This is a genomic window from Paenibacillus sp. FSL R5-0744 (assembly GCF_037972555.1).
GTDB lineage: Bacteria > Bacillota > Bacilli > Paenibacillales > Paenibacillaceae > Paenibacillus_AQ.
The window spans coordinates 5,699,081-5,714,732 of sequence record NZ_CP150228.1; the positions used below are offsets into that span (position 1 = coordinate 5,699,081).

The 15,652-nt window shown below is 48.4% G+C and carries 7 protein-coding genes; 1 reads left to right on the forward strand and 6 read right to left on the reverse strand.

The features are described 5' to 3' along the window. Window positions 1-31 precede the first annotated feature (31 nt). Window positions 32-5,203 (reverse strand): glycosyl hydrolase family 8, encoded by a 5,172-nt coding sequence (locus MKY19_RS25210; RefSeq protein ID WP_339798448.1) that lies wholly within the window; start codon window positions 5,201-5,203, stop codon window positions 32-34. A gap of 345 nt (window positions 5,204-5,548) precedes the next feature. On the opposite strand from MKY19_RS25210, the gene MKY19_RS25215 reads away from it, so the two are divergent. Then, entirely contained in the window at window positions 5,549-6,352 is an 804-nt protein-coding gene (locus MKY19_RS25215; protein ID WP_339302241.1) for an AraC family transcriptional regulator, read from the forward strand. Window positions 6,353-6,530: 178 nt separating this feature from the next. Here MKY19_RS25215 and MKY19_RS25220 read toward each other — a convergent pair whose 3' ends face one another. The 5 genes from MKY19_RS25220 to MKY19_RS25240 form a co-directional block, all read right to left on the reverse strand. After that, window positions 6,531-7,262 carry a sugar phosphate nucleotidyltransferase gene (locus tag MKY19_RS25220; RefSeq protein ID WP_042191506.1) on the reverse strand — a complete coding sequence of 244 codons (732 nt, stop codon included), beginning with the start codon at window positions 7,260-7,262 and terminating at the stop codon, window positions 6,531-6,533. Between the two features lie 47 nt (window positions 7,263-7,309). Continuing rightward, window positions 7,310-8,047: a glycosyltransferase family 2 protein gene (locus MKY19_RS25225; protein ID WP_339266983.1), complete on the reverse strand. Its 738-nt coding sequence runs from the start codon at window positions 8,045-8,047 to the stop codon at window positions 7,310-7,312. Next, complete coding sequence (locus tag MKY19_RS25230; protein WP_339798451.1) at window positions 8,044-9,027, reverse strand: glycosyltransferase; 984 nt, start codon at window positions 9,025-9,027, stop codon at window positions 8,044-8,046. The genes MKY19_RS25225 and MKY19_RS25230 overlap by 4 nt, the downstream gene beginning before the upstream one ends. Next, the gene (locus MKY19_RS25235; protein ID WP_339266986.1) at window positions 9,024-9,866 is read right to left on the reverse strand and encodes a glycosyltransferase; all 843 of its coding nucleotides are present in this window, start codon (window positions 9,864-9,866) and stop codon (window positions 9,024-9,026) included. Before MKY19_RS25235 ends, MKY19_RS25230 begins: the two co-directional genes overlap by 4 nt. Before the next feature lie 207 nt (window positions 9,867-10,073). Next, window positions 10,074-15,497 carry a WIAG-tail domain gene (locus MKY19_RS25240; protein WP_339798453.1) on the reverse strand — a complete coding sequence of 1,808 codons (5,424 nt, stop codon included), beginning with the start codon at window positions 15,495-15,497 and terminating at the stop codon, window positions 10,074-10,076. Window positions 15,498-15,652 lie beyond the last annotated feature (155 nt).

A 15,652-nucleotide genomic window follows, 5' to 3' on the forward strand; every position in this document is an offset into this window, starting at 1 on the left:
GTCCATTGGAATGAGCTGTTGGCCTTTTGGATTAATAATATTTATTGATGATTCTGTAAAAGAGAACCGCCGTTTCGGCGCGGGTTGCAGCTCCCGTTGGATGGAGCAATTTCCCGTCACCAAGGACAATGCCCTCCCTGACTAGTACGGCTGCTGCCTTCACGGCATAATTAGCCACTTTGGAAGCATCCGCAAATTTGCCAAGGTCGGAGATGGAACCGGCCTCTGCTAATTTTCCTGACTTCTGCAATGCTCTTACGATGAATACCATCATATCCTGCCGGGAAATCTCTGCTCCCGGATTGAACCTGTTGCCGCCGACTCCGCTGGCAATGCCCAATTGTTTGGCGATTCCCAGCGCTTCATAATAGTATGCGTCCTGATCGGCATCCGCAAAGCTCACTTCAAAACCAGCCTTTAAATTAAACGCTCTGACCAGAAGCAATATAAAGTCCGCTCTTTTCATCTTGGCGCCCGGTTCAAAGAAAGTACTCGACGTTCCCTGAACGATACCTTTAGCCGCCAGTGCTTCAATAGCCTCTTTGGCCCACAAATAACTGCCGATATCACTGAAAACAGGTTTCTTGGGCTGCAGTTCCGGTGTTGGTACCGGTGTTGGTGCCGGTGTTGTCGACGGACCTTCACTTGGCTTCGGAGCTGCCGGCGTTGGCGTTGGAGTCGGGTTACCACCTCCGCCGTTGCCCGAGCTACCGTCCCCGCTGGCCTTTAATGTAGATACGATTCTCACATTGCTTATCTTGGACGTATTTCCTGCTGCATCAACAGCTATAATATAGTATTTGTACTGGGTATCCGCAGATAAACCGCTATCTCTGTATTCTGTTGCCTCCAGGGTCTTGATTTCAACGTCATTGCGGTAAATCCTGTATCCCGTTACTCCCAAATTATCCGTGGAAGGTGTCCATTTTAGATCAATGACAGAGCTGGATACCGCTTCCGCTCTCTCTATTGTTGGTTCCATGGGAGCCTCAGTATCAACGATGGTTGGTGTCCACCAGTTGCCGGATGCCACAATCATGCTGAGCAGACGCAGATTATTGCCAAAATATAAATCGTCTTCGGTGGAAACAGCCGCATTATAATCCCATAATTTATTCAGCCACTCCTGATTGGATGAATCGATCATGGCGCTGACCATCATCGGTGCGGAGAAGGATGTGTCTGCATAATCATTGATTGCTTCCGTGCCGTCCAGCTTATATCCCGCAAGGATCTTGGCCGGATCATTATCCGCCTTGGCCCGAATCCAGCGGTTCAGCGTGCTGAGCTGCTCTTTAGCCCGGTTATCACCTGTCAGGAGATAATCCGTACTGATCCGCCAGGGAATACGGGAAGAGTTGTAGTTGTAATCCCCGTCATTTTCCGATTCCAGGAAGTATCCATCCGGGGTATCCCATATCTTCTGGCTTACTGGTTTGTATTGCCCATCCGTATCATCCTTGAATACAAAATCCGGCAACAAACCGGCTTTGGGACTGTAATTTTCATACAAACTATTAATGATGTTGTAAGTCTTATCGGTAACACGATCCCAATTGAGGTCTCCGGATACATTTTTAAAATCTTTCAGATGCTGCAGCATAAAATCGGAAGGACGTGTAGCATTGCCGAACATGGAATCATTGTCGCTGACCCAATCCGCCAATTTCAATGTCCACTCGGAATGGTTGACATCGCTTTTCATAATAGCGTTGATTACCTTTTTGGCCTGGGACAAGTAGTTAATTTCCCCGCTGCTGCCCCATTGGCTGTCGGCAAGCAGAAGAGCGTAAGCAATATCCATATCGCCGTCGGTTGCCGAATCCACACCATTGATATCAATAATTTCGGTGCCGGTATCTGCTTGCTGCCATGCCATTAAATCGGGATTGATTTCACTTGGATGTGCTCTGAAATAACGATACATCCCGTCAAAATACTTCTTAGCCTCCGGATCATGACCCACGAGCAAAGCGGTAATCAGCATTCCGTAGCCATGCGCTTCTGAAACTGTAATCTCGTTATTCTCAAACCAATCTCCGTCGCTATACCACACGTAATACTGGTCTGACTGATATGGATTTTGTTTCAGATATTTTGTTTTCCACTCGTTATATAATCTGCCCACCGTAGCGTCCAGTTGGGCCTGAGTCAAGTGATTCGGCTTAATGGAGCCGGCCACATAAGACGTATGCTGCGGAAATGCCTTATGGACACCCTCTCCAGTGGATGAAGGTTTGGTCTTTACTTGAACGGTATTGCTCGCCAGCGATTCCTTCTCTTCTGCATTATAGGCCTTCACAGTATAACTATAGGCCGTATCCGGAGTTAACCCGGTATCGCCGTAGGATATTTCCTTCGTCGTGCCGACCTTGCTGCCGTTGCGGTATACGTTATAGCCCGCTGCCTGAATATTGCCGGCCGATGCCGTCCATTTCAAGTTGATTTGGTAAGGAGAAACCGCAGTTCCTTTTAAATCTGAAGGTGCTGAAGGCGGCTCCGACTCGCTTGGACCTTCGATTGTACTGACTTCGACCGGATCTGAATTGATTCTTATGCCGACCGCTTTGACAATAAATTCATATTTTTTCGCAGGATTGATATCATCTACCGTGTAGGTGTATTCCGTTTGACCTTCCGCTGCTGGCACATATATACTCCAGTGTGTCTTCACCTTGTCATTCTTCTCATAAATCCGGAATCCTCTTACAGGTTCTGTACTTGCGGAAGGTGCACTCCAGGTCAGAACCGCCTTGCTGCCGTTCAATTTCACCTTCACCGCTTCAGCCGGGTCCGGCTTGGTGTCCGTTCGCTTGATCCCATACTTGTCATATGCTTTTAGGCCGTCGCCAACGGTGTCCGGCTGATTCTCATCCGCTACGGCTGCGGTATATGCTGTAAAGGAAAGCACCCGGTCTGTGATGGAAACATCCGTAAACATCTTCTTCTCCGGCTGTTCGTCGACGGCTGCAAAGTAATCATCATAAGGAACCGGATTCCCGTTTTCGTCCTGAATCTCGCGGGGTTCTCCATTCTCATCCAGTTCATATTGATTGTTCTTATAATAGAATTTATTTCCGAATGCATTGGACATGAGATAGACCGTGCCTTTGGGATTGAGTGCATTGCCCTCTCCATCAAATGTCAGTTTTTCCTTGGGAATAACTTCATCATTGTACATTTGGAAGGATCTCATATACATATGATCATGGGCCTCGAACACCATATCGATGCCCATCTCGTCAAAGGCAGGAATCAGGTATTTCTTGTAAAACTGGACGCGATCGTCTTCCCATTGTGCAGAGTTGTCGCCTGCTGCATAGGGGCTTTTGTGAAAAGTAACAAACTTCCACTTCTTGTCGCTGCGGGCGACCGTACTCTTCATCCAGTCCACCTGGTCCCAGAATTGGTCATCTGCCCATTCCACTTCTTTCCCATTCTCTGCAAGTGCCCCCGAATACTGCGAATTGAAGACAAGATAGAGTGCATCACCGTATTCAAAAGAATACACAGAGCCTTCATGAGTATCCGCAACAACCTGTTTCGGCAAGTTGAAATGGTTGTAGAAGTTGTTATTCGGCGTCGTCTCGTCTCCGTCATAATCCATGACCTCATGACCGCCAAGTACAGGCACATATGGCACTTGCAGCAATTGATTCTGGGCTGCTTCGAGCATCCATTGCCACTGCTCCTCCAAATCACCGTTATCCACCAGATCTCCGGCGCTGATCAGGAATTTAGGGTCGCCTATATAATCAACTGCTTTCCGGAAGGTATCACCCCAAGGCTCAAAGTCAGACTTGCTGGAAGCCTGTGAATCGGAACCGGCGATAAAACGGAAAGGCTGGTGGCTGGCAGCATCGGTAGTGAACGAGCCAATAGAGCTCCAATCACCTGATTTGCCGTTACCTGCCCGAAATTTGTAAGCTGTTCCCGGTTGAAGCTGGTCTGCAATGACTTTATGACTAATAAATTTCGTTTTATGGTTCGTACTTCTGTCGCTTTTACTCATAAAGGTCTCAATTTCTTCGGCCTCTCCCTGATAAGTCAAAGCCCCGTTCTCCGGGAAAATGTTCCCCATAACCTTTGAGGCTTCTATAACCTGTACCACGGTATCCGTCATTGCATCCGTGTACCAGGCCAAAGCAATGCTCGTCTTTGGATCTCCGTTAAATGTCATATTGATGGATTTTGGAGCAAGAGGTGAATCCTGAACACCAAAACTCCAGGAAACTTCCCGAACTAGCGGCACAAGATCTGCCCCCTTGATAAGCTCCTTGGGTATAGTTACTGTGTAAGACTTCCCATAAGTCAACGGAGGATGGTTTATCCGCAAAGTATCTCTGTTTAAGACTTCAAGTGTAACCCGATCAACCGGTTGATCGTTCTCATCGGCAAATCGGACAGCATAACCCGGATCAAGAGCAATGGCCTTGTTGAATTTGATTTCAACGGGAGCTTCGGGAGACACATTTCCAGAACCGTCTGAAGGCTGCTGGACAAGATCTACGGTAGGAATGACAGGTTCTTTCCCCGGGATCGGCTCGCCGGACACCTTGATATTTCGGATTCTACTGGAACCTGAACCCCCTATGCCCTCATCATTCCCCCTGGTGTTGGTATCGGAGCTGACGATCCAGCGAATATATAATATTTCCCGATCATTGCTGTTCGGAAGGGGAGTATTCACCAATCTGCAGGTATCTCCCGGGCAATCAAAACTGGAGACGGCCATTTTAAGATTCGTATTCGGCACATCCTCCCACGTTTGTCGGTCTACACTCGTCTGCACTTTAAAATCACGCGGACCTGACCCGGATGAATTTTGCTCAGAGGATAAGGTGATCTTCTCAAACCCGGTTGTAGACACGGTAGCAAGCCAATACTTTTTCCCGTTTCCATTGTCCCAGCCCTGATAGCTGATCGCTTTCTTGCTTACATCCACATCCTCGAACACACCGCCTACATTGCGAAAAGTAGAAGCTGTCTCATAGATGCCGTATGTAGCCGAGATTACCCCCACATTTTCAGCGGCCTCATCAAACACCCATTCGGCAATCGTCTTTACACCGGTTATTGAATCTGAACCGACAGCATCTGGTGCTGGTGCAGCATTTGCAATCTGGAATGGCAGCAGTATAAGCACGAGCAACAAAGAAATGGATTGGTGCAGCCTTCTTTTCAAATGACCCTTCTTTTGCACTCTCGTTCCCTCTTTTCGCAGATAATAGTTTAAGCGCTTTAACTTTCACTTGCAGCGGACCCTGATTTTCTTTTCCCCTCCTTAAATACGATTTATATGTAAATATAGCGCATTCATTTCTATTCAATCTCTGCATATTTTGTTATTGTTAATGATTTTCTACTTTTACCGCTATTTAATTTCTATCCTGTTCAACAGGTCAATGAACGTGATACGATTGATTCAGGTATGGATCATGTTTCTGCGAGGATCATTCCCGCCGGATTGGAGATGACACCCCTGGAAATCAACTTCTATAAGTCTGATCCCTTTCACATTAGCCGAGAGAAAAAAAATGTCTCAAGTATGCCTTCAAATCATTATCACGATGCTTATGAAATTCTCTACTTAGTGTCTGGAGAGCTGTACTATTTTATAGAAGACCGAACCTTTCAAATCGTCAGCGGGGTTTTATTGTTCATTAACGCTAATGACCTGCACAGACTGATTAATGTAAATGGTACGATGTACGAAAGAGTTACTTTATTGTTTAAAAGGGAGTTCCTTCGCGACTTTTTTGCGGACAGCCCTCTTCCATGCGACCTCTTCTCCTGCTTTCACTCCAGATCAAATGCGATCAAGTTAAGCGGCAACGACCAGATCTTTGTCGAGAATCTTTTTAGCAAATTGATTCATGAAGACACCAAGAGACCTCCAAATTTCGACTACTATCGGAAAATCCTGTTGATGGAGCTGCTGATCTTCATCCAACGAAAAAAGCTTCCGGATCAAAACGAGCATTTTGTAGAAACGAACCGGACCCATAAGAAAATTTCCCAAATCATCCATTTCATCAACGGTAACTTCGCTGAGCCTCTGTCTCTGGAATACATATCGGACAGGTTCTCCATAAGCACCTCCCATTTAAGCCGAACGTTCAAGGACACAACCGGTTTTACTTTCAGCGAATATGTAAATAACACCCGCCTGAAAGAAGCCCGCTCTCTGCTGCAGGACTCCAAATTAACCGTTTCGGAAATCGCTGAGCGTGCAGGATTTGGTAACCTGACCCATTTTGGAAGAGTATTTAAAACCATGACCGGAACCTCACCGCTCAAATACCGCAAACAGAACCGGGTTGATGAAGATAATATCTCTACGCAAGCTTGAGATCAGGTCCTTCGTCCGGACTGCTGCGCCAATCAAGAAAAAACGGGAGCCGTCCATAAGGACGACCCCCGTTTCTCGTAGAAATATAAGCAAAGTATGGTGAAAGATATACTTTCTTATAGTTTATAAAGAAGGAGTGCCCGACCCAAGGCCGGACACTCCACGTTACCGCTGCCACTTATGGCAGTGCATCCTTCAGCTTCTCTCCCGCCTCCCGCAGAGACTGGAACGTCCCCGCATCGCTCCACCAATCCTTGAGAACATCATAGCTGAGCCTGCGGTTAGCAGCATATATATTATTTACATCGGTAATCTCCAGTTCCCCCCTCTTGGAAGGGGATACTTGGCGGATGATGTCAAACACAGCTTCATCGTACATATAAATACCTGTTACGCAAAATTTGGTCTTGGGATGCTCGGGTTTCTCTTCGATATAAGCAATCCATGCAGAATCTTGACTATCGAACACGGGAACACCGTATCTACGTGCGTCGTCCACCGGCTTCAGCAATACCTTTGCTGTACCTTCAGGCTGCCGGAGATAGCTCTCCACGTAAGGCGTCAGATCATCCATAAACAGATTATCACCAAGCAATACGACAAACCGTTCCCCAGGGAAAATGAATCCTTCTGCTAAATCGAGAGCCTCTGCAATGCCTCCAGCAGCTTCCTGAATCTTATAAGTCAGAGATACACCAAATGCTGCACCGCTGCCTAAAAAATCCGTATACAGACCAGCAGATTGCTTGCTGATGACCAGAAGAATGTCGGTAATCCCTCCCCGGCGAAGCCGATCTATGCCGTAACAGACCATAGGATATTTGCCGACCGGAAGCAAATGTTTGTTCATAAGCCGGGTCAGCGGTTGAAGTCTGGATCCAGTTCCGCCCGCCAGTATGACTCCTTTCACTTACTTTCCTCCTCTTTATCTAAGTCCTTTGCCTTCGGATCTGCACTTTATATGAAACTCGTTGGATCCACATTCCATTTGTTCATAAAGAGCTTACGATTTCGTTCCACCAGCTCCTGTAGCCCGGTGTGGTATACCTGCTTGAAGCTCGCACTTCCTTCATGGTGTACAAGGCAATCCCCTGCGATGAGCAATCGGTATCCCTTTAGCCTGGCGCGATAACAATAGTCATCATCCTCGTAATGTCCAGGTGAGTATCTCTCATCCAACAAACCTACGGAAGTAAGTAGCTCTCTTTTGAATAAAAAACATAATCCTACCAAACGGTTAGTCTCCAACCATTTTTGAGGATTGGAACGGTTAGTTATCTCTGCAGCCTTATGAAAATCTAACAGACTTTCATAATCAGTCTTCACCTGTTGACGTCCACTCGCATAGTTTGTCACTGGCCCAACAATACCAACTTCAGGAGCACTATATAGCGATCTCTTCAGATTAGTTAACCATCTATGGGAAACCACCACATCATTATTCAGCAGTAACAATTCATCCCCTGATGCTAGCAGTAGACCCAAATTGCAGGCGGATGGAAAGCCTCGATTCTCAGGCAACGAAATAAACGTTATACGATTCGCGCGGCAATAGGCATCCGTTCCATCTGATGAAGCATTATCTACAACGATGATCTCGTAAGGCAGTGGAGTATAAGCACGTATCGATTCCACACAGGACCGCAGCAGTGGCAACGCGTTGTAGGTCGGAATAATAATACTAGTCATCGTCATATCCGGTTCCTCCAAGCGGCTACTTGTCTGCGGTATTCACGCTGCGTTTCGCTATTAAGTAGGCCCCCATCATCTCGACGGGAAAGCACCTCAAGGAGAGCCTCTGCGTGATCCCCTATGATCAGTTTCTCCACAGCATTTCCAGCGCCTATGTTCGCTTGGCGCAGCCGATTATGCTTAATCACATTCACCGTTCCAACTTTCTCCACCCTTAGCTTCTCTAATACAGAACGAGCTTGGGCTTTAGGAGGAACTATTAATTCACGGTAGCCTATAGTCTCAAGTGCTCTCCGGGAAAGTGCGTGAGGGACAGCCGTCATAGAGCTAACTCCGAGATCGTACCGTCCAAGAGCATAATTCAGAAACAGCTTGCTGCGAGTAACATCATCGCATAATCCAAAAGAAGGCATCAGTGGATCCAAGTCATTAAGAGCCACGTCAATTCCACCATCTACAGCAGCTGTGAATAATCCGAGCTGAGATGCAGAGATAACCATATCTCCGTCCAGGAAGAGCAGAATATCTCCTCGACTCAACTTCGCACCAATAGCCCGCCCTACATCATGTCCAACTGACTCCGGACAATGCACAACTATTGCTTGACGATGTTGTCTGGAAATGGGAAAGCTGCTATCGCTGCAACCGTTAAGCACGACGATAATTTCAGTAGGTCCCAGCCGCGATACCTGTTGCAGCAGACGTCCCAAGGTCTGCTCCTCGTTACGCGCGGAGATAATAACTGACAAGGTCCCACGTAAGCTCGGTAAATTCAGCACCTCGCGACCTACCTTGGATTGCCGAGACAGAATCGGTGGCCGAGCGGTAGGGATGCCTCTTTTTACCGAACGATTCGCTACCCTTTGGCGGGGTGCCAGTGTTGTTTTGGCCTGACTAGATGCTGAACGTTTCTTTACCGTACGAGTTGCTGTTCCTCGTCGAACGGCAGAGCTACCAGACACTTGTAACAGAGCAACCATCATCTCACCATCTCTCTGCGCCGGGCTCCGTCGGTGAACCCCGCCCTGTTTCCCCGGTGTTCAAGCAAGAGGGATACAGCCTCCATATGATCTGCTGTAATCAACTGCTGCAAAGGATCTGTGCCATCTTCCTTACGTCTGACCGCATTCAGTTTCCCTACATGTACTTTGTGAGCAGCTACCACACGTAAACCATTCAGAACTGCCTGAGCATGTGCCAGAGGGGGACGAGATAATGATTGACTCCCTAAGATTTCAAGTGCTCTTCGGCTGATTGCGTGCGGAACGGCCGTCATCGAACATCCTTTTAGATCCGGACGGCCAAGCAAAATATTAAGTGCATGTTTGGACAGCACCACCGGATGGGGCGAAAGTCTCCGTACTGGTCCGGAATAATCATTAAGCGCTATGTCTGCGCCACCGCTAACAGCGGTGACGAAAGGACGTAGCCCCGAGGCAGGAATCACTAAATCCCCATCTGTAAACAAGAGAACCTCTCCCTTAGCTGCCTCTGCTCCGACACTACGGCCAGCGTCGTGTCCAAGCGGTAACTCATAGGAAATAACATGCGCACCAAGCGAAAGGGCAATTTCTGCCGTTTGATCGGCTGATCCGTTGACGACTACAATAACCTCGCAGCGCGGATGGACCCCTCTAGCTCCGGCTATCACTCCCGCAATGGTCTTCGCTTCATTCATGGCCGGAATAATAACCGAAACATAGGGATTTGGATGGTTAACAGTAGGGACTGCAGCGACTTGCCGCACCGGACGCGAAGTCCGCCGCTTGATCCGAGAGACCCGCCGTCCCTTGCGGCGGGCAGAAGTACGTTTGGGCTTCATGCTCATCCACCTTCCTTACAGAGCCTATTCGTCAGGCTGAGGGTTACATCACAGTTTATGTACTACGCCGAACAGGGTAACGGCCTTTGTCTCCTGTCATGTGGAAAACAGGACAAATGTACTCACCCTCTTAATTGCTAGGAGGACAACACAACAAAAAGCGCAGCCATCGGCTACGCTTAGCATTTTGTACATCATCATTGCGAATTAATCAAACACACGATCATCCACTGCCGGTCTGGCTAATGGAGCGCCGATAGCAATCCAAGAGATGACCCCATAGAAATGCGGAGTTTCGCGCAAGCGCACCACTTGTATCACTGCATCTCCATTGGCTCTGCTCTTTAAGGAAGCATAGAAGTAAGGTTGATTCGTCATGGCGACGAGCACATAACCGGTATGACCAAAGTTCTCATCGAACGATACGGTCACTTCCACACTCTCAGCATCCCCATTGAACATGAATGCTGTCATTCCAAACTGCTGAAGCGCTTCTCGCTTACCTGCAGTCTGAATCGGACTGAAGGATAGATGCTCAGCATTCACAGAACTCGGTGCCAAATGGAACCCATTTACTGCGCCGGGGGCAATATGATAATCTTGAACGCTCTCTTCCTCTAGATGACGCGCTTGAATAGAAAATGAAGAGATCTTCGAAGCAACCACCGCTTCGTCCTGCAGCTCTTTCGTGCCTACACTACCCTCAATCAGATGAACGGAATCAATACTGTCTGCCTTCAGCTTGGCTCCATCGATGCTTGCATCCGGAAGCAGCGCTGAGGTGCGAGTTTCATCTGCGAGATGCTCCAATTTGATGATACCAGGCTGCAAGTGCCGATCCTCTACGATTTTGTCAGCCAGATGCTCTCCGTACACACTCCACGACTGCAAATGTAAAGCATTCACTGAGCCTTCGGCTAACTTTTCTTCAGTAATACTGCCTTGCGGCAATAGATCGGAACTGCGGACCTCTTCTGACAAATGCTTCAAGGTGATGCTGTCTGATCGAATGTGGTGACCATCCACCGCTTCCTCTACCAAATGCCCACCAAAGACGCTACCTGGGGCCAAATGGAATGATTGGATAGTTCCGCCTTCAATCTTTCCACCTGTTATGCTGCCATCCGGCAACAGATCGGAGCTGTGCACCTCTTCTGACAGATGCTTCAAGGTGATACACCCAGATCGCAGATGACGGCTATCTATCGTATCCCCCGCTAAATGCCCCCCATACACGCTGCCTGGGGCCAGATGGAAAGCATGAATGGATCCACCCTCCAGCTTCTTACCAGGAATGCTACCATCTGGCAGCAGATCAGAACTACGAACCTCTTCTGACAGATGAGCCAGAGTAATCTCTCCGTGCCGGATATGACGGCCTTTTACTGTACTTGGACTCAGGTGACTTCCATTTACACTTCCAGGCACAAGATGATTTGAATCTACGGATGCTTTTGCCAACTTCTCTCCGGTAAGGCTGCCGTCCGGCAGCAGATCAGAACTACGAACCTCTTCTGACAGATGAGCTAGGGTAATTTCACCGTATGCGATATGACGTCCTTCTACTGTACCCGGGCTCAGATGACTACCATCCACACTTTCTGGTACAAGATGAACTGAATCTACGGATGCTTCTGCCAGCTTCTCACCCGTAATGCTACCATCTGGCAGGAAATCGGAGCTGCGTGTTTCTGGTGCTAGATGAGCCAGGGTAATCTCACCGTACCCGATATGACGTCGTTCTACTGCACCTGAGCTCAAATGACTGCCCTCTACACTTCCTGGTGCCAGATGGTTTGAATCTACGGATTCTTCTGCTAGCTTCTCACCGGTAATGCTACCATCCGGCAGGAAATCGGAGCTGCGTGTTTCTGGTGCTAGATGAGCCAGGGTAATCTCACCGTACCCGATATGACGTCGTTCTACTGCACCTGAGCTCAAATGACTGCCATCTACACTTCCTGGTGCCAGATGGTTTGAATCTACGGATTCTTCTGCCAGCTTCTCACCGGTAATGCTGCCGTCCGGCAGTAATTCTGAGCTGCGTGTCTCTGGTGCTAGATGAGCCATTGTAATCTCACCATACCCGATATGATGGCCTTCTACTGCACCCGAACTCAGATGACTACTCCCTACACTTCCAGGTTCAAGATGAATAGAACTAACGGATTCTTCTGCCAGCTTCTCACCGGTAATGCTACCGTCCGGCAGTAATTCTGAGCTGCGTGTCTCTGGTGCTAGATGAGCCATTGTAATTTCACCATACCCAATATGATGGCCTTCTACTGCACCCGAACTCAGATGACTACTCCCTACACTTCCAGGTTCAAGATGAATAGAACTAACGGATTCTTCTGCAAGCTTCTCACCGGTAATGCTGCCGTCCGGCAGCAATTCAGAGCTACGTGTTTCTTTTGCCAAATGAGCTAACGTAATCTCACCATTTCGGATATGACGGCCTTCCACTGCGTCCGGACTCAAATGACTGCCATCTACACTTCCTGGTATTAGATGATTTGAATCTACGGATTCTACTGCCAGCTTCTCACTGGTGATACTACCGTCGGGTAACAAATCAGAGCTGCGCGTTTCTTTTGCCAAATGATCTAACGTAATCTCACCATTTCGGATATGACGGCCTTCCACTGCATCCGGACTCAGATGACTGCCATCCACACTTCCAGGTATTAAATGATTTGAATTTACAGATTCTCTCGCCAGCTTTTCTCTGGTAATACTGCCATCTGGAAGCAAGTCTGCGCTACGTGCATCTTTGGCTAGATGAGCTAAGGTGATTTCACCGTACCCGATATGGCGGCCTTCTACTGTATCCGGGCTCAGATGGCTGCCATTCACACTTCCAGGTATAAGATGATTTGAGTTCACAGATTCTTCCGCCAGCTTTTCTCGGGTAATACTGCCATCTGGGAGCAAGTCTGCGCTACGTGCATCTTTGGCTAGATGAGCTAAGGTGATTTCACTGTGCCCAATATGACGTCCCTTCACTGTATCCGAGCTCAGATGACTGCCATCTACGCTTCCGGCCATGAGATGAATAGAACCTACGGATTCCTCAGCGAGCTTCTCGCCGGTAATACTACCGTTAGGCAGTAGCTCAGAGCTAAACGTTTCTTCTGCCAAATGAGCTAGTGTGATCTCACCATGCTGAATGTGACGACCTTCTACTGCACCCAGTCTCAGATGAGTTCCGTCTACACTTGCAGGTACAAGATGAATAGAATCTACGGATTCTTCCGCCAGCTTCTCCCCGGTAATACTGCCCTCTGGCAGCAAGTCGGAGCTACGTGCATCTTCAGCTAGATGAGCCAGCTTGATCTCACCATGCCCGATATGACGTCCTTCAATCGTATCCATGCATAGATGGCTTCCGTCTACACTGCCCGGTGAAAGATGCTGGGAATCCACAGCCCCTTTGGCCAGCTTAGACCCGCTAATGCTGCCCTCCTGTATTTGAATCGAAGAGATGGAATTAGGAATGATATGACCATTTCCGATGGACAACGGCCGGATATGCGCCCCGCCGATACTTCCCGGATTCATATGTCTGCTCTGAACCGCACTATCGCTAATGGATTTTGAATGAACTGCATTCACAGATAAATGCTCTGCCTGAACTGCCGACACTGCTAATTTACTGGAATCCACACTTCCATCAGCAAGCTTAGCCGATGTGACCGATAAATCACTAATCTTATCCGTCGATACACTTTCCGGGGACAGCTTTAACGATGTCACCACATGATCTGCCAGATGATGTGGCTGCACTGCCCCAGCGGCCAAATGAATCTCTCTCACCGCAGCAGAAGCCAGCTTATCTCCCGAAACCGAGCCGGACTGAATCGCAGCAGTAGTCACACTATTTTCTCCGAGATGTCTCCGTTCCACAGCTCCAGTGGCAAGATGATCTTTATCCACTACAGCATCCTGCAAGGCGCGACCGCTCACGCTGGCATCTGCTAGATGTTTCTCCTCCACTGCACAAAAAGCGATATGCTCACCACTTACCACTTCACGAGCAATCGTACTTCCAATGACCGATCCTGCTGCTAGTTTAGCCGAGCTCACCACTCCGTCCGCTAACTTGGCGGAAGTAACGCTCTGTGGACGCAGGTGCTCCGCACCCACAGACTCTGAGGCCAGCTTTTCTCCAGTAACAGCACCAGAGGATAGATGTTCCGTATGAACAGCTTCATCCATAAGCTGCTCCGAGCCTACCGCTTCCGAAGCTAAATGGGAGTGGTTCACAGCCTCACGTTCCAGATGATTAGAAGAAACAGCTTGCATAGCAATTTGCGGTCCGCGTATGGCGGATTTGGCAATATGTCTGGTGGTTACAGCTTCATCTGCTAGCTTATGTGCGAGTATGCTTTGATCAGCGATTTTCGATGAGGTGACCGCTTGCTCAACCAGCTGTGCAGTACCTACCGCACCCTCTGTTAGCTTTAAAAAGGAGATACTTCGGTCAGCTAGATGGCGACTCGTTATTTCCCCGTCGCTGATATGGGAACCGTGTACGCTTTCTGCACTTAGATGGATGCTTCTCACTACTTCTGCACCTAGCTGCTTGGAACCAATAGCACCATCCGCTACATGTGCGCCTTCGATTACACCCGACTGGAGCTGCTCCTTGCCGATCAGCTTGCTGGCAAGCTGCCCTGGTCCGATCGCTCCCGGAGCCAAATGTCTAGCGGTTATCAAAGCATCGCTAAGATGGCGACCCTCAATCACAGCATCAGCCAGTTTGGAGCTGCTGATTTCACCATCGGCTATTATATCGCCAGATACCGCTGCATCAGCTAGCTTGGAACGGTCTATACTCCCGTTTGCGATGTGGCGGCCTGTGATGCTGCTGCTTCCTATTTTCTCACCAGTAACCGCTCCATCTTCCAGTAGATCAGCCGTAATAATCAGATCGCTCAAATGACGGCTCTCAATTGATTTATCCGCAATTTGACCGCCGCCGATAATCCGATCAGCCAGCTTCTCTGGACTAATACTACCGTTCTTCAGCTTCTCTCCACTGATGGAATGATCCAGCAGTTTACCGCCACTTACGCTTCCTTCAGCTAAATGTTCACCCACAATGGATTCAGGCGCGATTTTCGAAGAAGTAACTGCCTTGTCCGCGATATTTATGCTCTGTACAGCGTAATCTTGCAACCATGGTGTACCAATAATGCCGAACTTCAGCTTAGAACCGTCAATGGTACGTGGAGCGATTTTAGCTCCTGTAACTGCTGCATCCGATAGATCATCTGTATAAACGGGCTGGAACCGCTCTTTTTCAGGAGCGAACCAAATCGTCTCAGGAAGATTATCTGCCTGTTTCTGAAGCTGCTCTTCCACTATAGGCTCTGGCTCTGGCTCTGGCTCTGGCTCTGGTTGCAGAACTGGTACGAAAATTGATTCCTCTTGAACGACTTCAGCGATTGCTCCTCCACTTACCTGAACATCAGCGAGCTCTGCTTTACTGACTCCGTCATTGCTGCTCCCCGAATCCTTAGAACTGCCTTTGCTTTCCAGCATGCTCAGTTCCTTTATATTGGGATTATCTACATAGTAGAGTCGTTTTTGTGGACTGCGCGGCTGCTTTTTTTTGGAACCCCTCACAAGCAGTCTCCTCCTTCCATCTATTGTTTCTCCTAGGCATCATATGCAGCGGTATGGGCTGATGACACCCTTTTGCGATAAGCCCTTAATAAGATTCTGATGAAATTTATACTTTCTTATATTTAAAAAAAGGCTTCTGCCGCCGCGCATTCGTC